The organism is Amycolatopsis japonica, from assembly GCF_000732925.1.
GTDB lineage: Bacteria > Actinomycetota > Actinomycetes > Mycobacteriales > Pseudonocardiaceae > Amycolatopsis > Amycolatopsis japonica.
In genome coordinates, this window is record NZ_CP008953.1 from 461,686 (window position 1) to 484,938 (window position 23,253).

General features: G+C 69.2%; 19 protein-coding genes. 12 read left to right on the forward strand and 7 right to left on the reverse strand.

Annotated features, from left to right (window positions below; all coding sequences use genetic code 11):
• The first annotated feature begins 15 nt into the window (after nt 1–15).
• On the forward strand, nt 16–651 hold the full coding sequence (locus AJAP_RS02355; protein ID WP_038507834.1) for an LppU/SCO3897 family protein: 636 nt from the start codon (nt 16–18) through the stop codon (nt 649–651).
• Here the strand turns inward: AJAP_RS02355 and AJAP_RS02360 are convergent.
• Nucleotides 648–1,607, reverse strand: a complete 960-nt coding sequence (locus tag AJAP_RS02360) for an ABC transporter substrate-binding protein (RefSeq protein WP_148311435.1) — start codon at nt 1,605–1,607, stop codon at nt 648–650. The genes AJAP_RS02355 and AJAP_RS02360 overlap by 4 nt on opposite strands.
• A gap of 191 nt (nt 1,608–1,798) precedes the next feature.
• Here AJAP_RS02360 and AJAP_RS02365 point away from each other — a divergent pair, with 191 nt between their 5' ends.
• From AJAP_RS02365 to mdlC, 3 genes are all read left to right on the forward strand, one after another.
• Nucleotides 1,799–4,474: a sensor histidine kinase gene (locus AJAP_RS02365; RefSeq protein ID WP_174491990.1), complete on the forward strand. Its 2,676-nt coding sequence runs from the start codon at nt 1,799–1,801 to the stop codon at nt 4,472–4,474.
• Between the two features lie 16 nt (nt 4,475–4,490).
• Nucleotides 4,491–5,168, forward strand: a complete 678-nt coding sequence (locus AJAP_RS02370; protein WP_038507836.1) for a copper homeostasis protein CutC — start codon at nt 4,491–4,493, stop codon at nt 5,166–5,168.
• Between the two features lie 134 nt (nt 5,169–5,302).
• Complete coding sequence (gene mdlC / locus AJAP_RS02375; protein WP_038507837.1) at nt 5,303–6,886, forward strand: benzoylformate decarboxylase; 1,584 nt, start codon at nt 5,303–5,305, stop codon at nt 6,884–6,886.
• 223 nt (nt 6,887–7,109) lie between these two features.
• On the opposite strand, the gene AJAP_RS02380 is transcribed toward mdlC, so the two are convergent.
• From AJAP_RS02380 to AJAP_RS02400, 5 genes are all read right to left on the reverse strand, one after another.
• Nucleotides 7,110–7,976 (reverse strand): ABC transporter ATP-binding protein, encoded by an 867-nt coding sequence (locus tag AJAP_RS02380; protein ID WP_038507839.1) that lies wholly within the window; start codon nt 7,974–7,976, stop codon nt 7,110–7,112.
• Between the two features lie 19 nt (nt 7,977–7,995).
• Nucleotides 7,996–8,829, reverse strand: a complete 834-nt coding sequence (locus AJAP_RS02385) for an ABC transporter permease (protein ID WP_038507840.1) — start codon at nt 8,827–8,829, stop codon at nt 7,996–7,998.
• Nucleotides 8,826–9,596 carry an ABC transporter permease gene (locus AJAP_RS02390; protein WP_038507842.1) on the reverse strand — a complete coding sequence of 257 codons (771 nt, stop codon included), beginning with the start codon at nt 9,594–9,596 and terminating at the stop codon, nt 8,826–8,828. Before AJAP_RS02390 ends, AJAP_RS02385 begins: the two co-directional genes overlap by 4 nt.
• Before the next feature lie 8 nt (nt 9,597–9,604).
• Entirely contained in the window at nt 9,605–10,609 is a 1,005-nt protein-coding gene (locus tag AJAP_RS02395; RefSeq protein ID WP_228694849.1) for an ABC transporter substrate-binding protein, read from the reverse strand.
• Nucleotides 10,610–10,856: 247 nt separating this feature from the next.
• Nucleotides 10,857–11,813: an ABC transporter substrate-binding protein gene (locus tag AJAP_RS02400; protein WP_038507846.1), complete on the reverse strand. Its 957-nt coding sequence runs from the start codon at nt 11,811–11,813 to the stop codon at nt 10,857–10,859.
• Between the two features lie 722 nt (nt 11,814–12,535).
• On the opposite strand from AJAP_RS02400, the gene AJAP_RS02405 reads away from it, so the two are divergent.
• The 6 genes from AJAP_RS02405 to AJAP_RS02430 all read left to right on the forward strand — a co-directional run bounded on the left by AJAP_RS02405 (nt 12,536) and on the right by AJAP_RS02430 (nt 18,967).
• On the forward strand, nt 12,536–15,652 hold the full coding sequence (locus AJAP_RS02405; RefSeq protein ID WP_038522242.1) for a sensor histidine kinase: 3,117 nt from the start codon (nt 12,536–12,538) through the stop codon (nt 15,650–15,652).
• A 20-nt stretch (nt 15,653–15,672) separates the two neighbouring features.
• Nucleotides 15,673–16,131: a roadblock/LC7 domain-containing protein gene (locus AJAP_RS02410; RefSeq protein ID WP_085939650.1), complete on the forward strand. Its 459-nt coding sequence runs from the start codon at nt 15,673–15,675 to the stop codon at nt 16,129–16,131.
• 25 nt (nt 16,132–16,156) lie between these two features.
• The gene (locus tag AJAP_RS02415) at nt 16,157–16,939 is read left to right on the forward strand and encodes a DUF742 domain-containing protein (protein ID WP_038507849.1); all 783 of its coding nucleotides are present in this window, start codon (nt 16,157–16,159) and stop codon (nt 16,937–16,939) included.
• Entirely contained in the window at nt 16,920–17,528 is a 609-nt protein-coding gene (locus AJAP_RS02420) for a GTP-binding protein (protein WP_007033392.1), read from the forward strand. Before AJAP_RS02415 ends, AJAP_RS02420 begins: the two co-directional genes overlap by 20 nt.
• A 407-nt stretch (nt 17,529–17,935) precedes the next feature.
• Nucleotides 17,936–18,355, forward strand: a complete 420-nt coding sequence (locus AJAP_RS02425; RefSeq protein ID WP_038507851.1) for a roadblock/LC7 domain-containing protein — start codon at nt 17,936–17,938, stop codon at nt 18,353–18,355.
• 3 nt (nt 18,356–18,358) lie between these two features.
• Nucleotides 18,359–18,967, forward strand: coding sequence for a DUF742 domain-containing protein (locus AJAP_RS02430; RefSeq protein ID WP_051972314.1), 609 nt, complete (start codon nt 18,359–18,361; stop codon nt 18,965–18,967).
• A 175-nt stretch (nt 18,968–19,142) separates the two neighbouring features.
• Here the strand turns inward: AJAP_RS02430 and AJAP_RS02435 are convergent, their stop codons facing one another.
• Complete coding sequence (locus AJAP_RS02435) at nt 19,143–21,386, reverse strand: helicase-associated domain-containing protein (protein WP_038507852.1); 2,244 nt, start codon at nt 21,384–21,386, stop codon at nt 19,143–19,145.
• 93 nt (nt 21,387–21,479) lie between these two features.
• On the opposite strand from AJAP_RS02435, the gene AJAP_RS02440 reads away from it, so the two are divergent.
• Entirely contained in the window at nt 21,480–21,662 is a 183-nt protein-coding gene (locus AJAP_RS02440; RefSeq protein WP_037335631.1) for a hypothetical protein, read from the forward strand.
• Between the two features lie 101 nt (nt 21,663–21,763).
• Complete coding sequence (locus tag AJAP_RS02445; protein ID WP_038507854.1) at nt 21,764–23,164, forward strand: NAD-dependent malic enzyme; 1,401 nt, start codon at nt 21,764–21,766, stop codon at nt 23,162–23,164.
• Nucleotides 23,165–23,253 lie beyond the last annotated feature (89 nt).

Below are 23,253 nucleotides of genomic sequence, written 5' to 3' on the forward strand. Positions count from 1 at the left end.
TGACTGGAGGGGACCTTGACGACTACACCGACCGGCGGGACGCCCGAGTACGACCCGTTCCACGCGCCCGCGCCCCTGCCCTCGATGCCGGAGGCGGCCCCGCCGACGCCGTTCCCCAAACCGGCGCCGCTGAGCGTGCTGGCCAGGGTCTCGATCGTGCTGGGTGTGGTCCTCGCGCTGGGCCTGGGGAGCCTGGCCGCCTGGGGTATTTCGCGGTCGAGCAGTTTCGCCACGGTCGAGGCGGGCAAATGCCTGTACCTGACCGACGAGGCGGGCGGCAACCAGAGCTACACGACGGCCAGTTGCAGCTCGAACCGCGCGACCTTCCGCATCGACGAGGTGAGGACGGGTTCGTCCGACTGCCGCGACGCGGACTACATCCAGTTCGAGCTGTACGGGACCTCGTCCAGCCGGACGGCCAAGAAGACGCTCTGTCTCGCGCTGAACGTCGAGACCGGGGATTGCCTGCGCGACGTCGTGCACGAGACGCGGATCGCGAAGGTCCGCTGCACCGACATCAGCGCGGAGGCGCGGGCGGTCGTCACGCGGGGATCGTCGGAGACCGCCTGTTCGTCGGAAGACACCGCCCTGCACTACACCGGGCCGCCCGAGCGCACCGTTTGCCTCAGGCCGACCGGGGAGAACATTTAGGGTCGCGCCACCATCGACTGCACGTCGAGCCGGGCGCCGAGAGAGCCCGAGTTGTGCATCAGATCGGCGACGCGCTGCAGCCGGATGCCGTTGAGGGAGACCGGGTACGTCCCGAGCGAGATCAGCGAAGCCGTCGTCCGGTCGATGTCGGAGAACGAGGGCAGCGCGTCGCGGACGACGGCGGGGTCGGCCGCCCGCACCTGCGCCTCGCCGAGCACCTTCCGGAACACCGCGAGCGTGCGGGCGTTGGCTTGGGCGAAAGCTCCCATCGAAACGTAGGACGACATCGGGAAGTCCAGGGTCGCGCCGCGGGCGCCGTCGGCGAGGATGCTCGCCCCGAGCTCCTTCTCGGCCCTGGTGATGTACGGCTCGACCATCCACGCGGCGTCGACCTCGCCCGCCTGCAACGCCTGCGGCATCCGGTCGAACGGGTTCTGCTTGAACTGGATCCGGTTCACGTCGACGCCCGCGGTCCCCAGCACCGACCTGGCCGCCAGCACGCCGACGTCGTCGAGCATGTTCACCGCGATCTTCGGTGACTTCTTGAGCGTCGGTTCGGTGTAGTCGGAGCCGGGGAGTGTGACGAGCGCCATGGTGTTGCGGCCGGCGGTGTAGGCCTCGCCCTGCAACTGCAACGCCGTCCCCGCCGCGGCGGCGCGGAAGATGGACACGTCGCTGGCGAACGCCAGGTCGACCTCGCCGGCGGAGAGTTTGCCGATCGCCTGGTCGCCGGGAACCTCGACGAGGGTCACGGAAAGGCCGGCCGCGGTGAACTTCCCGTCGGCGACGGCGACCCGCAACGGTGCCGTGTCGATGGGGCTTCCGACGCCGATGCGCAGTTCCGTCCGTTCGAGTGGCGCGTCGGTGCTTGCGTCACCACCTGAAAACACTCCGCAACCGGCGGTCGCCAGCAGAGCCGCTACCAGCGGAATCGCCAAGACACGCATCTTCGTCACCGCTCACCTACCGAGAGAATGTGCTCCTCCTTCTGGATCGTATGGTCCGTGCCCCATACGATCGCCTGCGGGAGACGCCGGATGGCGCGGCTTTCGATCGTTCTCGAACCTTGTTACTCTACAGTAGGTTCGGGCTCTCGTCCCCGATGTCAGCCATGGGAAAGGGTCCCGTGGTGGGAAAAGGAAACCAGGTGGCCCGTCGCGACAAGCGTCCCCGTGGGGGCGACGCGGCGGAACGGCATCCTCGTGTCGGCGGCCGCTGGCGGCTGCGGAACTGGCACCTGCGTACCAAACTCTTCGTGGTACTCCTGATTCCCGCGCTCGCGGTGGTCGCCCTCGTCGGGCTCCGGGTCAACTCGGATCTGCGGGACGCGCGGCAGCTGGCCGAATTCGCCACCCGCGGCCGGGTCGACAGCACCGTCGCCGAAGCGGTGCATCAGCTTCAGCGCGAACGCGACCTCACCGTCCGGTTCGTCGCGGGCGATCGCAAGGGCGATCTTTCCGAATTGACCGAGCAGCGCAAACGGGCCGACGAAGCCATCGGCACATTCGACCGCACGCTCGGTGAGAGCAAGAGCAGGCTCGGCGACAAGGCCGCGACGAGCCTGCAGCAGACCAGCGACCGCCTGCGCGTGCTGACCGGGCTCCGCTTTTCCGCGGAACACTCGGCTTTTCCCGCCGACGCGGTGCTGCGGTCCTACAGCGAGCTCATCTCCGGCCTGCTCGACATCAGCGACGCCACCGCGGCCGACGTCTCCGACCCGGATCTGGGGAAGCTCCGACTCGCGGGCAACGCGCTCGCGCGGGTCAAGGATCAGATGTCGGTCAAACGCGCGATCATGGCGGCCGCGCTCGCGCAGGGCGGCCTCAACCGGGACCGGACCCGCGCGCTGCTCGGCGCGGAGGCCGAACTCGCCGCCGCCCGCAGCGACTACCGCACCTTCGCGACGCCCGAACAGCAGCGCATGTACGACGACACGGTCATCGGCCTGATCGTCGACATCGGCAACGACATGGTGGAATCGGCGCTCATCCGCGCCGAGAACGACCAGGGGCTCGGCGGGCTGGACCCGAATCAGTGGGACACCTCGGCCACGTACACGGTCAATCTGGCCCATCAGGTGCAGCAGGCGCTGCTCGTCCAGCTCCAGGAACGCACCGACGCCCTCGCGGCGCGCGCGAGGACGTCCGCGATCTGGGACGGCGGCATCGTGCTCGCCGTGCTGATCGTCGCCGGTGTGCTGTCGGTGATCATCGCGCGGTCGCTGCTGCGGCCGTTGCGGATCCTGCGCCGCAGCGCGCTCCAGGTCGCCGAGCATCAGCTCCCGGCGGCCGTCGAAGGCCTGCTGAGCGATCCCGAGCCGCAGCCGGAGAACCTGCGGCGGCGGCTGGCCGTCGCGCCGGTCCCGGTGTTCAGCCGCGAGGAACTCGGCCAGGTGGCGCGCGCGTTCGACGCGGTGCACGGCGAGGCCGTCCGGCTCGCGGGCGAACAGGCCATGCTGCGGGAGAACATCAACGCGATGTTCGTGAACCTGTCGCAGCGGAGCCAGGATCTCGTCGAGCGGCAGCTGTCCGTTTTGGACCGTATGGAGGCCGACGAACAGGATCCCGACACCCTCGCCGGTCTCTTCGAGCTCGACCACCTCGCGACCCGGATGCGCCGCAACAGCGAGAACCTGCTGGTGCTCTCCGGAACCGACGTCGTCCGTGAGGACGGCGGTGCCGTGGTCGCCGACGAGATCATCGGCGCCGCGCTGTCGGAGGTCGAGCACTACCAGCGGATCGAACTCGGTGCGGCGCCGCGGATCGCGGTGCGCGGCGAGGCCGTCAACGACCTCGTGCACGTGGTCTCCGAGCTGCTGGAGAACGCGACCCGCTATTCGGACCAGAGCACGATGGTGCAGGTCGAGGGGCACGAGACCGACCGCGGCGAATGGCAGATCGAGATCACCGACCACGGTGCGGGCATGCCGCAGGCGGAGATCGATCGGACCAACACGCGGCTGGCGAACCCGCCGGACGTCGACGTCGAGGTGTCCCGGCGGATGGGCCTGTTCGTGGTCGCGACGCTGGCCGTCCGGCACCATATCGACGTCCGCCTGCGGTCCGCCGACGGCGGCGGGATCACCGCGGTGGTCGTCGTGCCCGCCGAGCTCATCGTCGAAGCGCCCCGGCCGGCTCCGCTGCCGGAGCCCCCGCCCGTCACCGTCGTCGTGCCGGAGCCGGAACCCGAACCCCCGCTGGAAGTCCCGCCGCTGCCCGAACCCCAGGAGAGCGCCGAGGAATCGCGGTTCGCGCCCGTGCTGGACCCCGGGCCGCTGCGGCGTGCGCCGGTCGTCGAGCGCGAGACCCAGCCGGAGTGGCCGTCCTCGGACGACGACGCCGTCAACCATCTCGAACTGGACTCGCCGACCGAGCGGATGCCCAAGTACCAGAGCGTGCTTTCGCAGTGGTTCGACCACGGAGGCCCGCGCGAAGGTCCTTCGCCCGCCGAACCCGGCCCGCCCTCCTTGCCGTCATTCGAACCGGTGAAGAACACCGTGCCCGAGGAACCGGCGCAGGATCCGGACGAGCCGACCGAGCCGACGCTGAAGCCGCTGGAACCGAAGGAGAAGGCGCCGGAACCCGAGCCCGCTTGGCCGACACCCGCCGAGCTGGAGCAGGAGGACGGGGCGGAGGAGACCTGGCCGGTGCTGCCCGCCGTCGTCCCCGAGGCGCGGTCGCAGGACGACAGGCCGGAGAAACCGCTGGGGGAGAGGCCGATACTCTCACTTTCCCCCGAAGCGGTCCGCGAACGGATGACCAGCCTGCAAGGCGGTTTCCGGCGCGGTCGCCACGCCAGGGGTGACGACAACCCCTCGGTATAAGCGAATTGGATGGTCCATGAGCCCGAAAACCGGCCTGCTGGAAGTGATCGCGCTGACCGCGGTGGACGCGGAGCGCGCACAGGAGGGCGGGGCCGATCGCCTCGAACTGGTCAGCGACATGGCCAGCGACGGTCTCACGCCGTCGGTCGGGACGCTGCGCGACGTACTCGCCGCCACCGATCTCCCGGTGCGGGTCATGCTGCGCGACAACATGTCCTTCGCCGCCGGTGACCTCGACGGGCTGCGCGCGGACGCCGGGCGCCTGATCGACGTGGGCGCGCGGGAGTTCGTCTTCGGTTTCCTGGACCTGGAAAGCGAAATCGACGTGGAGGCCTGCGAGACGCTGGTCAAGGAGCTCGACGGGCTGCCGTGGACCTTCCACCGCGCCATCGACCGCGCGCGGGACCCGTTGCGCGCCTACGACCGGCTGACCGCGCTCGGCTGCGACACGGTGCTCGCGGCCGGGCATCCGCACGGTGTGGCGCACGGGCTTTCAGTCCTGCAGCGGCTCGCCCGGCGAGAGGACGGGCCGCGGCTGCTCGTCGGCGGCGGCCTGCGGGCGCAGCAGGTGCACCTGCTGCGGGCGGGTGGGGTCGGCGCGTTCCACGTCGGCAGCGCGGTCCGGCCGGGCGGGTGGGAGTCCGATGTGGACGTCGCCGCCGTGCGCGAATGGGCCGCGCTGGTCAAGGAGTAGGCCGGACCTTCCACCGCATTCAGAGGACGAAATGCGGGGTTGCCGGACGTACGCATGGGGTCAGGTCCAGACCACACACGGTGATACGAGGTTGCATCTTCAACTATCGGGTGCCGACCAGATAGCGTGTGGCCATGGCTACCCGCACCGTACGTGACGCGACCAGGGAACTGCTGCGCGATCTGGGCCTGACCACCGTTTTCGGCAATCCCGGGACGACCGAGATCGCCTTCCTCACGGAGTGGCCCGACGACTTCACCTACGTGCTCGCGCTCCACGAGGCGTCCGTCGTCGCGATGGCCGATGGGTACGCCCGCGCGAGCAGGCGGGCGGCGCTGGTGAACCTGCACTCCGCGGGCGGGGTCGGGCACGCGCTCGGGCATATCTTCACCGCGTACCGCAACAACGCCCCGCTGATCATCCTCGCCGGCCAGCAGACCAGGTCGTTGCTGCCGGACGACCCGTTCCTCGGGGCCGTCGAGGCGGCGAACTTCCCCAAGCCGTACGTGAAGTGGAGCTGCGAGCCCGCCAGGGCGGAGGACGTCCCGGCGGCGCTGGCGCGGGCGTATCACATCGCGACGCAGGCGCCCATGGGTCCGGTGTTCGTCTCGGTGCCCGTGGACGACTGGGACGTCGAGACCACGAAGCCGATCGTGTCCCGGCCGCAGATCCGCGGTTTCGCGCCCGATCCGTCCGCTTTGGACGAACTGGTGTCGGCTTTGGACGCCGCCGAGCGCCCGGCGATCGTGGTCGGCCCCGGTATCGACGGTGAAGGCGCTGTGCCGGACGTCGTCGAGCTGGCCGAGAAGGTCGGCGCCGGGGTCTGGGCGCCGCCGATGGGGGCGCGCTGCTCCTTCCCCGAGGACCACCCGCAGTTCTTCGGATTCCTTCAGCCGGAACGGAAAATGCTCGCGAGCGCGCTGGCGGACCACGATCTCGTGGTCGTCATCGGCGCCCCGGCGTTCACCTACCACGTGTACCGCGGCGAGTCGGAAACCGCGCTGCCGCCGCTGTTCCTGGTCAGCGACGACGAGCAGATCCTCGCCAGGGCCGCGGAAGGCACCGGGATCCGCGCGACGCCGAAGCTCACCATCCGCGCGTTGCTGGACCGTGCCGCGCCGCGGGAAGCGCCGAAATCCCGCACCCGGCATGAGAAGCCCGCCGCGGTCACGCCGATCACGCCCGGCTTCGCCTACTCGGTGATCTCGGAAGTCCTGCCGGACGACGCGATCGTCGTCGAGGAGACACCGAGCCACCGCAACGAACTGCACGACCACCTGCCGATCAAGTCCACCGACACCGGCTTCCTCACCGTCGCCAGCGGCACCCTCGGCTACGGTCTCCCGGCCGCCGTCGGCGCCGCCCTGGCCCGCCCGGACCGCAAGGTCGTCGCGATCCTCGGCGACGGGTCGAGCATGTACTGCGTCCAGGCACTGTGGACGGCCGCGCAGCACAACCTGCCGGTGACGTTCGTGATCTTCGACAATTCGCAGTACGCCGCCGTGCGCATCCTCGGCGAGGCCGCAGGCGGCGAGAAGGTGCCGGGTGTCGACCTTGGCGGCATCGATTTCCCCGCGCTGGCGAAGAGCCTGGGGCTGCGGACGTCGGTCGTCGAGAAGGCCGAAGACCTCAAGCCGACGCTGGAGGCCGCGCTGCCGGACGAGCGGCCGCATCTGGTGCACGTCCGCATCGACGCGAACCCGCGCACGCTGTACTGAGAGGGCTGAAGGGCGCTTTCCCCGCATCACATGCGGGGAAAGCGCCCTTCATCGCGTCGCGTGGTTGTGATCCCCTGCGGAGCGTTGCGAAAGCCACTTTCGCAACCTTCAACGTTGCGAAAGTGGCTTTCGCAACGCCTGCTCGGCCCTCAGCAGCACCCCGAGAAGTACGTGAAGGCCCCCTTCCTTGCGCTGGACGCAAGGAAGGGGGCCTTCACGTACTTCAGCTCTTGGCGCGCACCTCGGCGTCGGCGTCGGCGGCCGCTTCCTGCTGCGCCAGCTCGTACTCGGCCGCGTCCGAAGCGGCGGCGGCCGCTTCCGGGGCGCCACCGTGCAGCAGTCGCGCGACCTCACCGCGCAGCGTCACGAACTCGGCGGACTCGCGAGTGGTGATCTGGTCCCGCTCCGCGGGCAGCCCGACCGGCAGGTCCGCGACGATCTTCGCGGGCGACTTCGACAGCACCAGCACGCGGTCCGACAGGTAGACGCTCTCGTCGATGTCGTGCGTGACGACGAGGACCGTGCTCCCGTTCTCGCGCTGCACGCGCCGCGTCAGGTCCTCGAGTTCGAACCGGGTCTGCGCGTCGACCGACGCGAACGGCTCGTCCATCAGCAGCAGGGCGGGACGGCTGGCCAGCGCCCGCGCGATCGACACACGCTGCTGCATACCGCCCGAGAGCTGCCACGGGAACTTCGAGCCGACCCCGGACAGGCCGACCGACTCCAGTGCCTCCTGCGCCCGCGTCCGGCGTTCGGAACGGCTCAAGTTGCGCCACCGCAAGGGGAACTCGACGTTCTTCGCGACCGAGAGCCACGGGAACAGCGAGCGGCTGTAGTCCTGGAACACGACGGCCAGATCCTCCGGCACGCCGGAGACGTCGTCGCCGTGCAGGCTGACGCGGCCGGACGTCGGCTTGATCAGCCCGGCGATGCAGCGCAGCAGCGTCGACTTGCCGCAGCCCGACGGGCCGACGATGCTCGCGAGCTGTCCCGCTTCCACGGTGAACGACAGATCGTTGACCGCGATGTGCGCCTTTTCTCCCGCGCCGTACCGGTGGTTCAGCCCGGAGACTTCGAGCATGGTTGACATCTTGCTGACCCTTCGAAAGCTAGATACGGCCGTTGCGGGTGGGCTGCCAGCGAAGCACTCTCTGCTCCACCGCGAGGAAGGCCGCGTTGAACCCGAAGCCGAGCAGTCCGAGCAGGACCAGCCACGACCACATGAGCGGGAAGTCGAACGCCTGCTGGGCGTCCATCAGGGACCGGCCGATGCCGTTGTAGGAGCCGACCAGTTCCGAGATCACCATCAGCAGCAGGGAGATGGACAGGCTCAGCCGCAGGCCGGCGAAGATCTTCGGCCCGGCGGCGGGGAGCACGATCGAGCGCACCCAGTACGACCGCGGGGTCCGGAACGACTTCGCGGTGTCGATCTTCACCTGGTCCACCGACCGGACGCCGTCCACGGTGTTGAGCAGTACCGGCCAGATCGCGCCGAAGATGATCGACCCGGTCTGCATCCCCGGTCCGAGTCCGAAAAGGACGATGAACACCGGGATCAGCGCGGGCGGCGGGACCGAGCGGAAGAACGCGAAAAGCGGCCCGACGTAGTCCATTCCCGTCTTGGACCGTCCCAAGAGGACACCCAGCGCCACACCGAACGCGCCGGCCAGCAGCCAGCCGCCGAGCGTCCGGCCGAGGCTGGGGAGCACGTTGTCGAACACCGTGTCGGTCAGGAACAGCTGCGAGGCCGGGCCGGTGAACCACAGTTTCGCCGAAGCGCTCAAGATCTCGCTCGGCGGCGGGAAGAACGGGCTTTCCCCGAGCCGGGTCGCGAGCTCCCAGATCCCGATCAGGGCGAAGAAGAGAAGCCAGTTGCGGACGAGGATGCCGATACCCCGGCCCACTCGCCTGCCGACGCGGCTGGTCAGCGTGAGGGTCGTCACGAGACCGCCTCCCGGTCGACCGTGCTCCAGCGGAACGCCCGCCTGCCGATCATCTCGAGCCCGCCGTTGATGAGGAAGCCGAGCGCGCCGACCACCACGGTGCCGGCGAGCACGAGGTCGAACCTGGTGGAGCCGGTGCTGGCCTGCATGATGAAGTTGCCGATGCCGAGTTTGGCCCCGGCGAGGAACTCGGTACTGACCACCGCGATCAGCGCGATGTTGGCGGACAGCCGGACCCCGGTGAACACGAACGGCGCGGTATGCGGCAGCGCCACCGACGTCAGCGTCCGGAACTTGCTCGTACCGCAGGCCTTCGCGGTCTCCAGCAGCACGGGGTCGATCTCGCCGAGCGCGTAGATCGTGTTGAACATGATGGGCCACAACGACGCGTACACGGCCAGCGTGATCTTCGCCTCGGGCCCGCCGCCGATCAGCAGGAGCACCAGCGGGATCAGCGCGACGGCGGGGATCGGCCGCAGGAACTCGATGACCACCGCGGTCGCCGTGCGCAGGCCGGGGATGCTGCCGAGCAGCAGGCCGGCGGGCACCGCGATGGCGACCGCGATCAGCAGGGCGATCGCCCACGCGAGGAACGTGGCGATCAGGTCCCGGACGAACTGGGTCTCACCGAACTGTTCGACGATCGTCACGAGGACGACGGACGGCGGGGGGAGGAACTCTTTACGGACCAGGCCGGCCTGGACGATCACTTCCCAGACGAGGAAGAAACCGGCCAGACCGGCAAGGGCACGGAGAAGTCGTGGCACCTTTACCTTTATCCAGCTTGAGGGGCGAGCATCGGAGCGGCGTCGAGCTTGGCCCCGATCACTCCGGTCTGCAGCAGCAGATCCGGTACCCGCTGCAGGCGACGGGCGTCCAGAGTGGACCCGAACGTCGGCAGCGTGAGCAGTGAGGCGGTTTCAGCGTCGACCCTGGCGTACTTGACGATGAGGGGTTCGATCTTGGAGCGGTCGGCCGCGTCGCGCACGGCCTTGCCCAGTGCGCGCTGGAACGCGGCCAGCGTCTTGGGGTTCTTGTCCACGAAGGACCCGAGCGCGCCGAAGCCCGCCAGGGGGAAGTCCTGCGTGGCACCGGTCGAGATGTCGACGACCGGGGTCGCGCCGACGACCTTGGAGGCCTGGGTCAGGAACGGCTCGGGCAGGTAGCCCGCGTCGACCTGGCCCGACGAGAGCGCCGCGGCGATGTTCGGCAGCGCCATCGGCACCCACTGGACCTTGCTGGTGTCGACGCCGTGGTCCTTCATCACCGAGACGGTGAGCAGGTGGGAGGCGGTGTTCTTGTCGGTGATCGCGATCTTCTTGCCCGCGAGGTCGTTGATCGTCTTGACCGACGAGGTCGGCACGGTGACGACCGCGTTGCTCTTGGGGCTGGCCGAGACCGAGTCGGCGACGAGCCGGATGTCGGCCGCGCCCTTGCTCTTCGCGACGAAGAACGGCATGTAGGTGGAGAAGGCGATGTCGACCTCGCCACCGATCATCTTGGTCATCGCCTGCTGGCCGCTGGGCGCGTCGACCGCTTCGACCTCGAGACCTTCGGCCTTGAAGTAGCCGCCCTCCTGCGCCAGCCGCAGCGGCGCGAGGTCGACGACGGGCAGCAGGGCCACCTTGATCTTCGCCTTCTCAAGGCCGCCTTCCCCACCCGACGCCTTGGACGTGTCCTCGCCGCCGAGTGCGCCACAGGCGCCCAAGGTGGCCAGCATGAGCGCGCTCAGGGCGACGCCGACGGCACCCCGTGCTCTACGTACACCGCTCCTGCTCATGGCGTTTCGAAACAAAGCCAGCTCCTCGGAAACAATGAATCACCGTTGGGTTTTTTCATCCGTGTCGTGGCTTCAATCCGCCAGGCACGCGGTCACCTTAGAGATTTGCCCACCTGCTCACAATGGGTGTCGTGAGCGGGTGATCATTTTAGGCCATTCGCCCGATCACCTGATCACCCGCTTGGACATCATTACTTTCAGTGATCAATTTCCGAGAAATGTGACTATTAGATGTAATGCCGCGTCGTCAGCTGGTGGCCTGCGCCGCGATCATCGGGCCGACGTCGATCTTGGTCGGGATCGCGCCCATCTGCAGCAGCAGATCCGGGACCCGCTGGATGCGACGGGGGTCCAGGGTGGACTGGAACGTCAGCAGCGTGGTCAGCGCGGCGGTGTCCTGGTCGATCCTGGCGTACTTGACCAGCAGCGGCTCGATCTTGGAGCGGTCCGCCGCGTCCCGGGTGGCCTTCTGCATGGCGCGCTGGAAGGCGGCCACGGTCTTCGGGTTCTCCGACACGAACTTGCCGAGCGAGCCGTAGCCCGCGGTGGGGAAGTCCTGGGTGGCGCCGGTGGCGGTGTCCACGACCGGGACGGTGCCCGCCTGCTTCGCGGTCTGGGTGATGAACGGCTCGGTCAGGAAGCCGGCGTCGATGTCGCCGTTCTTGAGCGCGGCGCCGACGTTCGGCAGCTGGATCGGCACCCACTGGACCTTGCTGGCGTCGACGCCGTGGTCCTTCATGACCGATTTGGAGAGGGTGTCCGAGACGGTGTTCGGCGCGGTGATGCCGATCTTCTTGCCCGCCAGGTCGCTGACGCTCTTCACCGACGACGTCGGCAGCGTGACCAGCATCGTGCTCTTCGGGCCGGCGGAGGAGGCGTCCGCGACCAGCTTGATGTCGGCGGTGTTCTTGCTCATCGCGATGAAGAACGGCGTGTAGCTCGCGTACGCGATGTCGACCTCGCCGCCGATCAGCTTGGTCAGCGAGATCTGGCCGGTGCCCGCCTCGATGGCCTCGACGTCGAGGCCCTCGTTCTTGAAGTAGCCGCCGTCCTGGGCGAGGCGCAGCGGGGCCAGGTCGATGGTCGACATCACGGCGACCTTGATCTTCGACTTCTCGAGGTTCCCCGAGCCGCCGGAGGAGGACGAATCGTCACCGCCGAGCAGGCCGCAGCCGCTGACCGATACCGAGACGACGGCCGCCATCGCGAATGCGAGGGCTCCACGTCGACCCCGGCTGATGCCCAAGGCCTTCTTCGAGCTTGCAGAGCCAAGCAAAGTGGTGCTCCTGATCGAGGGGGAGGACACGTGATGACGTGGCCTGATGTGGAATTCGGAAGTGACTCTTTGTCGAGTCACGGGCCCACTGTAGAGAACACACACTGTGCTCACAATGGGTGGTCATCCCATGATCCCAAGTGGTAACGATCACCCGAACAGGTTGTTTGTCAGAAGTGAACACAACTGGGCGTGTTCGCGGCGGGGACTTGTTGACAACTGAGCGCCGACGGGTCAAGAGCCGTCCGGGGCCTTCTCGTGTGTCTTGACCGAAGGGTTACATCTGGGCCGCCCGTTCGCTACCCTCATGCACCGGTAGTGAGGTGTGGACCACTGATGTAGTGAAAGAGAGTGCCTTGGATGGCCGAACGCTCTGGACCTTTCCCGAGGTGCAAGGCACTCTGTGTCGAACACGTCCCTGATGTCGAACACGGCCGTGCTTCACTGGTGTGCGCTCGCGCACTTGCGGGTTAGGCCGAATAGACCAATGACGTCAGGCGGGATTTCGGCCAAGTGCACTTGAGAGACTGCGTCAAAGACGACTTCCTCATTCGTCAGAGTGAGCACTCGCGTCCAACGTCTCCCTGCCGGGTGGCAGGAGCGTGCGGGTAGTGGTCTCCGACAACCGACCCAGGCAGCAGCAGAACGGCATGTCCAAAATGGGCTTTCCCGGCCCGAATGAAGATGATGGTGGTGCGGCGGTGCCGAACGAAGACACCGCGGGGGTGGGAGGGACCCCTGCGCGGGAAACCGGAGACGGTCCTGGTGGGAAGGCCGGGTCGTTCCTGGGCCTGCGTAACTGGCGTCTGCGATCGAAGCTCGCGGCCGTCCTGATCATTCCGACGCTGACCGCGCTCGCGCTCGGCACGCTCCGCGTGATCGACGACAGTGGTGAGGCGGCCCGGTTCCAGGACACGGCCGACCAGGTCGCGTTCGCCGACAAGATCACCCTCGTGGTGCACGAGCTGCAGAGCGAACGCGCGCTCGCCGTCGCCCGGATCGCCTCGCAGGACCCGTCGCGTCAGAACGGCCTCGACGCGCAGATCGCCAAGGTCGACCGCGCCGTCGACGACCTGCGGGCCTCGGCGAACCAGATCAACCCGGACGACCAGGACACGAGGGACCGCTACTCGCGCGGTCTGCAGCGGCTCGACGCCCTGCGCCCGCTGCGCGGCGCGATGAACACCTCGCTGCTGGGCGACACCCCGGTCCTCATCGCCTACTCCGGCATCCTCGACTCGCTGGTCCAGCTCGGCCGCGAAGTGACCACCGCGGTGGCGAACCGCGACGTGCTCCGGCTCGGCGTCACCGTGCAGGCCATCAGTGAGAGCAAGGAGTTCATCGCCCGCGGTGACGCGGCGCTGCTGATCGCCTCCTTCCGCTCCGGATTCCCCGGCGACCTGTTCGACCAGGCCCGTTCGGCGGTCGCGAGCGGTGACGCCTCGACGGCGGCCTTCATCGCCAACGCCAGCCCCGAACAGCGGCAGCTCTACTCGGACACCTTCTCCGGTCCCGAGGTCGACGACCGGCGCCGCATCACCACAATGGCGTTCTCGCTGCACCAGCAGAACGAGCCGCCGGCGATCGACAACGTCGCCCTCGGCAACGACAGCCGGGTCGCGCTGGACAAGCTGCGCGCGGTCGAGACCAACCTGCTCGGCCAGCTGCGGGCACAGGCCGACGGTCTGGCCACCGACGCGATCAACTCGGCCTGGATCGGCGGCGCGATCGTGCTGCTGGCCCTGCTCGCGGCGCTGTTCCTGATGCTCGTCATCGCCCGCCTGATGCTGCGCCCGCTGCGGGTGCTGCGGAAGACGGCGCTCGACGTGGCCTACACACGACTGCCGGAAACCGTGCAAGCGATCCTCGACGACCCGGACCCGGTCAACGCCTCGAAGCGGTCGGTCGAGCCGGTGCCCGTCACTTCGCGTGACGAGATCGGTGAAGTGGCGCGGTCGTTCGACGTCGTCCACGAACAGGCCGTCAAGATGGCCGCCGAGCAGGCCCTCCTGCGCGAGAACGTCAACGGCATCTTCGTGAACCTGTCCCGCCGGTCGCAGCGGCTGGTGGAACGCCAGCTGGGCGTGATCGACCGGCTCGAGGCCGACGAGCAGGACCCGGACCACTTGGCCAGCCTGTTCGAGCTCGACCACCTCGCCACGCGGCTGCGCCGCAACGGTGAAAGCCTCCTGGTGCTCTCGGGCGCCGGTCTCGCGAAGTCGGTGCCCAAGCCGGTGCCCGCCGCCGACGTCATCGGCGCCGCGGTCTCGGAGATCGAGCAGTACGCCCGGATCGAGATCGGGATCGTCCCCGAGGTCGCCGTCCAGGGCCTGACGATCCACGACCTCGTGCACGTGCTCGCGGAACTGCTGGACAACGCCACCTACTTCTCCGAGCCGGAGACGAAGGTGACCGTCCGCGCGGTGATCACCCGCAAGAAGGCGCTCGCCATCCAGGTCACCGACCACGGTGTCGGCATGACCGAGGAGCGGCTCGCCGAGGTCAACCAGCGGCTGGCCGACCCGCCGGACCTGGACGTCTCGGTGACCCGGCGGATGGGCCTGTACGTGGTCGCGCGCCTGGCGCGCCGCCACGGCATCGAGGTCCGGCTCCGGGAGAACGAGGACATCGAGGGCGGCGTGATCGCGCGGGTCGTCGTGCCCGCCGAGCTGCTCACGCAGATGCGGCCCGGCGCGCGCAACACCCCGCCGCCGTCGAACCGCTCGGAAACGTCGATGCCTTCGATGCCGTCGATCTCCGAGACGTCGCTGCCGAACATCCCGATGTCCGACCGCGGCCTGGAGATGACCCCGCCGCCGCCGTCGAAGCCGCCGGCCGCTCCGCAACCGGTCGCGTCGCAGGGCGGGCTCGTCCCGCTCGACCAGCCGATCAGCCTCGACGACCTGGTCGCGGGCAAGAACGCGGCGGGGCCGTTCCTCAGCCCCGCGTCCCCCGCCGAAGAGGCCCCGGCGTGGCCGACGGCCGAAGACATCTCGCCGACGAACGGTGACGGCGCCTCCAGCGGCACCGAGACCCAGTTCGCGTCGCTGGTGCTGCCGAAGCGGGAGCCGAAGTACACACCGGTCGAGCCGCGGAACAAGCCTGAGGAGCCCGCGGAGTCTTCGGACGCGGGCAAGTCGGCCCTCGAGGACGACGTGCCCACGCGGCGGCTGCCGATCTACCAGTCGGTGCTCTCGCGCTGGTTCAGCGAAGGTGACGAGGCCGGGGGCGACACCCCGACCACCTACACCGAGCCGGTCGGATCCGAGCTGCCCGTGCGGACCCCGAACGGTGCCGCCGAAACGGCGGAACCCGTCGGCAGGGACACTGAGGAGCCATCCGAGGAGGCATTGCCCACTCGGACCCCGCGGAGTGTTCCGCCGGAGACGGTGCTCCAGGACAATGGCTGGCGCAGCGCGTCGGACGACGGCTGGCAGGCGGCGCAGGTCCTGTACGAAGACCGGAACGACGAGATCACCCCGGCGGGCCTGCCCAAACGGGTGCCGAACCAGTACCTCGTCCCCGGCTCGATCGGCGGGAATGAGCCGAAGAAGGAAGACTCGTTCGCCGACAAGACCTCCGGAATGCCGGGCACGGGCGCGATCGCCCGCTCGGCGACGGCGGCGCGGAGTCGGATGGCAAGCTTCCAGCAGGGCTACAAGTCGGGACGGCACGCGTTGAAGGAACGCCCGATCGACGCGCTGGATGACAACGGCGTTCCGGTGACCGGCAGGGATACCTCTGCCGATGACAGCAGTGAGGAGTGACAGTGACACGGGCGGGTGCGATGCAGCCGGGTGGTCCGGCGCAGCCTGGCGGCCAGGCGCAGGGTAAAGGACACACGAGCAGCTTTGCCTGGCTGATCACGGATTTCGTGCACCGGGTCCCGGGCGCGGCGCATGCCGTGGTGGTGTCGGCGGACGGTTTGCTGCTGGCGTCCTCGAAGGGACTTCCCAAGGACAGGGCCGATCAGCTGGCGGCGGTCGCGTCGGGGCTCACGAGCCTCGCGCGCGGTGCGGCGAAGGTGTTCGAGGGCGGCACGGTCGCGCAGACGGTGGTCGAGATGGCCAACGGCTTCCTCTTCCTGATGTCGGTGTCCGACGGTTCCTGCCTGGCGGTCCTCGGATCGCCGGAGAGCGACATCGGCTTGGTCGTCTACGAGATGACCCTGCTGGTGGAACGGGTGGGGCAACAGCTGACACCGGAGATGCGCGCGCAGCTGCAGGGCGCGTCGGTCCGCCGCTGAGCGACCGGGAACCGAGGAGAATGCCGTGGACGACGGGCGCTTGAGGGGCGATGGCCGGCTCGGTGACGACTTCTCCGGCGGGTGGTCGGAACGAGACGACGGCCGGGAGGACTGGACGTCCTTCCGGGACCGGGTCGACCGCGAATGGCGATCGCGGAGGGCACAGGGGTCGGACAACGACCCCGTGTCCCCGGACGAAGCCTCCCGCTGGCTGACCGATTCGAACGCGGGACAGGGACCCGCCGACTTCAGCGTCTCGGACTACCGGGAACGCCTGCTCGGCGGGCCGGGGGCGGAGCTGTTCGGTGGTGGCAGCGGTCCGCTCTACGACTCGGGCGAGTTCGCCAAGTTCTCCTTCGACAAGGAGGAGGAACGCCGGGCGGCGGCCGCCGCCGACCCGCTCGCCGCGGCCCTGCCGCAGCAGGCGCAGAACGAGTTCGTCGACGAGCAGTACACCACCGACGTCGAATCCTCCGGCCTGGTCCGGCCGTATTTCCGCACGCGGGGCCGGACCAAGCCGACGTACGACCTTGCCATCGAGGCGTTGATCTCGACCAGCGAACAGGGACGTGTGCTCGATCGGGTACGCGTCCCCGAACACCGGTCGATCTGCGACCTTTGCCTGGACACCCGGTCCGTCGCCGAAGTCGCGGCGCTGTTGCGCCTGCCGCTCGGCGTGGTCCGGGTGCTGATCGGAGACGTGGCCGGCCTCGGTCTGGTCCTGGTGCACACCGCCAGCCAGAACGTGGGTGACCGGCCGAGTATCGAGTTCATGGAGAGGGTGCTCAGTGGGCTTCGGAGAATTTGACTCCGACGCGAATGCGCCGCAGGTGACCGGACCGACTTCGTCGGCCAAGATCGTGGTCGCTGGCGGATTCGGCTCGGGGAAGACCACGCTGGTCGGAGCGGTTTCGGAGATCGATCCGCTGACCACCGAGGCCATGATGACCGAGGCCAGTACCGGCGTCGACGACAATTCGGCCACCCCGAACAAGTCGACGACGACCGTGGCCATGGACTTCGGCCGGATTTCGCTGGACTCGGATCTGGTGCTGTACGTGTTCGGTACGCCGGGCCAGCACCGGTTCTGGTTCATGTGGGACGACCTCGCGGTCGGCGCCATCGGTGCCGTCGTGCTGGTCGACACGCGGCGGCTCGCCGACGCGTTCCCGTCGATCGACTTCTTCGAGAACCGGAAGCTGCCGTACGTCGTGGCGATCAACTGCTTCGACCGGCTGCTGCACCACCAGATCGAGGACGTCCGGCACGCGCTGACGATCTCACCGTCCGTGCCGATCATGGCCTGTGACGCCCGGGAACGTGAGTCCGCCAAGCAGGTGTTGATCTCGGTCGTGCAGCACGCCATCGCACACGATTCGGCGTTGCGCGCGGGCTAAAAGGGACGAAAGCCCGGAGCGGATGCGGCCGTTGGAGTGAACTCGGCAGGCTTCACCCGCTTCGGGGAGTGGTGTCACCGGTCGGATCGAACGCGGGGCGACCCCTTTCACGCGATCCGGCACCGACGACCCCCGATCGAGTGGTCGCAACGCCGGTGACCTGCGCGGACGCCGGTTCACACCTGGTCGCGCCAGGCCACCACAGGGTGACCCACGAATGCGTGGTTCACGATGTGTCGACGCGGTGAGCGGCTGGACGTTTACGTTCGGTTAACGCCGTCGGCCGGGTGGCGGGCTCGACACGATCGACGGGACGAATACGCTGGGTGGAGGCGTCTTTCGGCTGGTCATCGGGAGACGCCCGGACCACGCCGCCCAGGTGGTCTTGACGCAGCGAGGAGGGACTTGTGACGGCATCCGGGCAGCAAAGCTCGTTCGGCTGGCTCATCACGGATTTCGCGCGCCGGGTTCCCGGTGCGGCGCACGCCGTGCTGGTCTCCGCGGACGGGCTTCTCCTCGCGCCGTCGGAGGGACTGCCGCAGGAACGGGCCGAACAGCTCTCCGCGGTCGCCTCCGGGCTGATCAGCCTCACCGCCGGCGCGGCCCGCTGTTTCGACGCGGGCGGGGTCAACCAGACCGTCGTCGAGATGGAACGCGGCTACCTCTTCCTCATGTCGGTCGCCGACGGCTCGTCACTCGCCGTGCTGGCCGCGCCGACCTGTGACATCGGCACCGTGGCCTACGAGATGACGCTGCTCGTCGAGCGGGTCGGCCAGCAGATCACCCCTGAGCTGCGGGCGCAGCTGCAGGGCGGCGTACGTGGGTGACCGATGAAGATCAGCGGATTCACCGAACCGGACCCCTCCGGCTGGGACTCCCTCTATCAGGGCACCGAACGCGAGGCCTTCGATTCGCCTAGCCGGTTCGAGCTGAGCTCGATCAGCACGGTGATGCCGCGGCGTCCGGCCGCGCCGCCTCCCGAGCCAGCGCCTCCTGCGTCTCTCGCACCTCCCGCTTCGATGCCTTCGCCGATCCGTCAGTCGCCTCCGCGGCCCGCGCCCGCCGACGTCGCGCCCGCTTCGATCTACCTGCCGCCGGCTTCGGGCTCCCGGGTCCGGCCCTACACCCGCACCGGCGGGCGCACCCGCACCGCGCACGACCTGGCGCTGGAGGCGCTGGTGTCGACCAGCGAGGACGGCCGCCGGTACCGCGGCGTGCGGACTCCCGAACACCGGCAGATCTGCGATCTCTGCCTGGACACCCGCTCGATCGCGGAGATCGCCGCGCATCTGCGGCTGCCGCTGGGCGTGGTGAAGGTGCTCGTGGGCGACATGGCTGACGCCGGTCTGGTGCTGATCCACCAGACGGAGCTGATCCTCGGTGATTCCTCTTCGCGCGCCTTCATGGAACGCGTGCTCCAAGGCCTGCGCGCCCTCTGACTGCCCGCATTTCGTCCTCTAAATGCCGGTCGGTGCCTTCTCGACCCGGCCGCGGTGCCCTGGCCGTCCTGAAGGCCACCTTCAGGACGTTGGATGTCTCAAGGGTGGCCTTCAGGACATCGCTTCACGGTGTGGCCGGTCAAACCGCATTTAGAGGACTAAATGCGGGGCGTGGTCAGTCCTCCACCAGGGCCGCCGACGTGATCCGGTGCAGCGGGTAGCGCTCGTTGTCGGTCCCTTCGAGGACCCCGCCGCCGACCCGCAGCGGCCGCACCACCCGCTGGCTCGCCGTCCCGCGTGAGTCGACGAACCCGATCCACACCTCGCGGCGCTCCATGGTCGCCTGGGACAGCAACGCCAGCGTCGCGGACGTGTCCCCGGCGCCGCCTCCCTGCGGCGCGCGCACCGTCTCGCCCCGGCGGCGCGCCGAAGCGGCGTCGCCGGCCCGGACGTGCGCGACGATCTTGCCGACCTGCTCGTCGGTCAGCCCGGCAGGCTCTCCGGGCGCGCGACGCGCGGCACGCGCCTTTGCGGGCAGGCGACGTCCGGACGGCCTGATGTCCATGACGCGTCCGTCGGGGCCTTCGGCGGCCGGAGCGAACCCGGCGGCGCGGAGCGCGTCGAGGACTTCGGCGAGCGGGTACGCGCTGATGAGCACTGTCGGCGCGATCATCCGCAAGCCGTACTCCGTCGCGACGGGGCTGCCCATGACCTCGGCGAGCAGCGACGCGTCGTCGCAGCGCAGGAACGACTCGGCGGCCCCGCCGCGCAGCCGTCCGTGCCGCCGGGCGACGTCGTCGATGAGGTAGCTCAGCGATTGGGGCACCGGCGTCGCCGACTTCGACGTGAACAGCTGATGCAGTTCGCCCGCGGTCCGCCCGGTGTCGAGCGCGCGCCGCACGGACGTCTCGGTGATCCGGTAGACGGTCGCGTGCCCGGCCGATTCGATGTCGGCGACGGCGGTCATCTCGGCTGCGAGTTCGGCCTCCAGCGGCCCCGGCGCGACCACGGTCAGGTCGGCCTGGACGAGCACGTGGTCCACCGGACGAGGCAGCGCGTCGAGCATCGCCTCGATCGCCCCGGGGCGATCCTCGGCCAGCAACGCCCGGGTCGCCGTGGTGAGCCCGCCGAGGCCGATCAGGCCGAGCGCGGCCCCCTCGGCCATCGTCCAGCGCACGGTCTCGTCCCGCAGCCGCCCGCCCCGCCGCGGCGCGCGCCAGGCGAGCGCGGCGACCAGCTCGTCGGTGCTCTTCACACCGGCGCCTTCGGGCAAAGCCGCCAGCGCGAGAAGAATCCGTCGCCGCGAAGTGGGCGCCAGCGGACGGCGCAGGTCTTCCGAAAGCGGCGCGATCGGCTTGTCCTTCGCGTCCCGCCCGCCGGCGAGACCGGGCAGCCGGGGTAGTTCGAGCCACGCCTGCGCGACCGTCATCCAGCGCTGCGCGGTCGGCGACGCGAGCCACGAATCCGTGAGGGTCGTCGGCACCCATTCCGGCGTGGTCGCTTCGCTGTCGGCCACCAGACCGGCGCCGACCGCGATCTCCGCGAGCAGGGTCACCCGCGCCTCGGCGACGTCGAGATCCTTCGCGAGCTTCTTCAGTTCGCGGACTCCGAGCCCGCCGGACTTCAGCACCGGCGGTGGCGTCTCCGACCAGGCGCGAAGCATGTTTTCGGTCTGGCGCAAGAACTCCATCGCCTCGCCGGCCGCCGTCGTGTCCACAGTGGACTGCTGATGCGGATGGACGGGGAGCTCCGGCTCGCGCAGCGACGCCGGCTCGAACACCACCCCGCCGCGCAGCGCGATCCCGATCTCACGCGGCAGTTCGACGGTCTGGTCGTCCCGGCGCAGCAGCAGTCCCCTGGCGAGCAGCCGCTGGACGGGGTTCTGCGCCCGTTCCAGCGGGACGTCCGCCGACGCGTCGCGGGTGCGGCCGATCGGCGGCCCGGCGGCCAGCGTCGTCAGCAGGGCGCGTTCGTCCTCGCCGACCTCCGCGAGCGCGGCCTCGATATCCGTTCCGGCGAGCGAGGGCGACGAGACCCCGAGCCCGGCGGGGAAGGGGCCGAGCGCGTCGCGGGCCGACGGCGGGACGCGCAGCGCGTCGTCGTCACCCCAGACCAAGGCCCGCTTGCGCAGCAGCGTCAGCGCCTCGCCGATCTCCGTGCCCGCGAGCCGCGCGACCTCGGCCGCGGCGACCGGATCGGTGTCCGCTCCGGCCAGCAGCAGGGCGTCGAGTACGGCGAGGGTGAAGGTGTCGAGGTCTTCGCAGGCACGCGCGACGGAGCCCGGCGTGCCTGCCCGGGTGGCGAGCACGATGGTGTCGGACGGGGGCGGCGTGGACAGGTCGCGACGCGTGCGCAGCAGCGCGGCGAGGGCGTCGTCGGACTCCTGGCGCAGCCAGTCCGCCAGGGATGGCGCGGGCATAGACGACCAGGATACCGGGCGGGTGGTGGCCCGGCAGCCGCGTTCGGGCAGACTGTCCCCTGAGAACGGCTTGACCATGCTCTGGAGGACGTTGTGGCGAAGGGCGATAACAAGAAGCGCGCGGGCATCGACCCCACGTGGCCCGGTGAAGACGGAGAGCACCCCGTCACCGAGCTCGCGTCCGATCGGCAGGGCGCCTTGTCCCCGTTCGGCGACGTGACCTTCCCTCTCGACGCGGTGCCGTACGTGCACCCCGAGACCGAGATCAACCGGTAAGAAGCTACTAGCGGGTTACCCCCTGCGAGGGTTCGTGGCGGTCGTCACGGGAGTAGGTTTTCGATCGACCTATTCGAGCTTTCCTCAGCGGGGGTAGTGCCATGCCGGTTCCCGGTCCCGGATATTCGATCACCGTCCGGGTGGAGGCCCCCGCGTCGTCCACCGCGGCGGGTGATCTGACGACCGCCGTCGGCCGGGTCGGCGGCGTGCTGACCGCGTTCGACGTCGTCGAGTCGCACCCCGAATCGATCGTCGTCGACATCAGCGCCAACGCCCTGTCGGAGAACCACGCGCAGGACATCACGCAGACCCTGGACTCGTTGCCGGGCGTCCGCGTGCGCAAGGTCTCCGACCGGACGTTCCTGATCCACCTCGGCGGCAAGATCGAGGTCAGCCCCAAGGTCGCGCTCCGCAACCGTGACGACCTCTCCCGCGCGTACACGCCGGGTGTCGCCCGCGTCTGCCAGGCGATCGCCGCGAACCCCGAGGACGCGCGCCGCCTGACCATCAAGCGCAACACCGTCGCCGTGCTCACCGACGGCTCCGCGGTGCTGGGGCTCGGCAACATCGGCCCGGCCGCCGCGCTGCCGGTGATGGAGGGCAAGGCGGCGCTGTTCAAGAAGTTCGCCGACGTCGACGCGTGGCCGGTCTGCCTGGACACCCAGGACACCGAAGAGATCATCATGATCGCGAAGGCGCTCGCGCCGGTGTACGCGGGCATCAACCTCGAGGACATCGCCGCGCCGCGCTGCTTCGAGATCGAGAAGCGCCTGCGTGAGCAGCTCGACATCCCGGTCTTCCACGACGACCAGCACGGCACCGCGATCGTCGTGGTCGCCGCGCTGCGCAACGCCCTTCGTGTGGTCGGCAAGAACATCGAAGACTGCAAGATCGTCGTCAGCGGCGTCGGCGCGGCGGGTTCGGCGATCATCCGCCTGCTGCTGCGCAAGAACCCGGGCGACATCGTGGCCGCCGACATCGACGGCATCGTGCACTCCGCGCGCGGCAACCTCGACGACAACCTGACCTGGATCGCCGGGCACACGAACAAGGAACAGCAGGCGGGCACGCTGCACGAGGCGCTCGTCGGCGCCGACGTGTTCATCGGGGTCTCCGCGCCGAACCTGTTCGGGGCCGAGCAGGTCGCGACCATGAAGTCCGACGCCGTCGTGTTCGCGCTGGCCAACCCGGACCCGGAGATCGACCCCCTCGAAGCGCAGAAGCACGCCGCCGTGGTCGCCACCGGCCGCAGCGACTTCCCGAACCAGATCAACAACGTGCTCGCGTTCCCCGGCGTCTTCCGCGGGCTGCTCGACGCGCAGGCGCACCACATCGACGACTCGATGCTTCTCGCGGCCGCCGACGCCATCGCGGACGTCGTGGACAACGGCAAGCTGAACGCCTCGTTCATCGTGCCGAGCGTGTTCGACAACGCCGTCGCTCCGGCGGTCGCCGAGGCCGTGAAGAAGGCGGCGAAGGCTGCAAAGGCGGCTCAGTCCTAGGACGTGGTAGCAAAGGTCCCTTGCTCCATTCGGCGGCGCCGTCATCACTGAGACCGACATCGAGGCCGACTTCAGGGTGACGACTCCGC

Bases quoted from the DNA above. Each gene is read 5' to 3' on its own strand.
- AJAP_RS02370 (WP_038507836.1), top strand. From the start codon at position 4,491: ATGAGCCCGAAAACCGGCCTGCTGGAAGTGATCGCGCTGACCGCGGTG.
- mdlC (WP_038507837.1), top strand. From the start codon at position 5,303: ATGGCTACCCGCACCGTACGTGACGCGACCAGGGAACTGCTGCGCGAT.
- AJAP_RS02380 (WP_038507839.1), bottom strand. From the start codon at position 7,976: ATGTCAACCATGCTCGAAGTCTCCGGGCTGAACCACCGGTACGGCGCG.
- AJAP_RS02395 (WP_228694849.1), bottom strand. From the start codon at position 10,609: ATGAGCAGGAGCGGTGTACGTAGAGCACGGGGTGCCGTCGGCGTCGCC.
- AJAP_RS02400 (WP_038507846.1), bottom strand. From the start codon at position 11,813: ATGGCGGCCGTCGTCTCGGTATCGGTCAGCGGCTGCGGCCTGCTCGGC.
- AJAP_RS02405 (WP_038522242.1), top strand. From the start codon at position 12,536: ATGTCCAAAATGGGCTTTCCCGGCCCGAATGAAGATGATGGTGGTGCG.
- AJAP_RS02410 (WP_085939650.1), top strand. From the start codon at position 15,673: ATGCAGCCGGGTGGTCCGGCGCAGCCTGGCGGCCAGGCGCAGGGTAAA.
- AJAP_RS02430 (WP_051972314.1), top strand. From the start codon at position 18,359: ATGAAGATCAGCGGATTCACCGAACCGGACCCCTCCGGCTGGGACTCC.
- AJAP_RS02435 (WP_038507852.1), bottom strand. From the start codon at position 21,386: ATGCCCGCGCCATCCCTGGCGGACTGGCTGCGCCAGGAGTCCGACGAC.
- AJAP_RS02445 (WP_038507854.1), top strand. From the start codon at position 21,764: ATGCCGGTTCCCGGTCCCGGATATTCGATCACCGTCCGGGTGGAGGCC.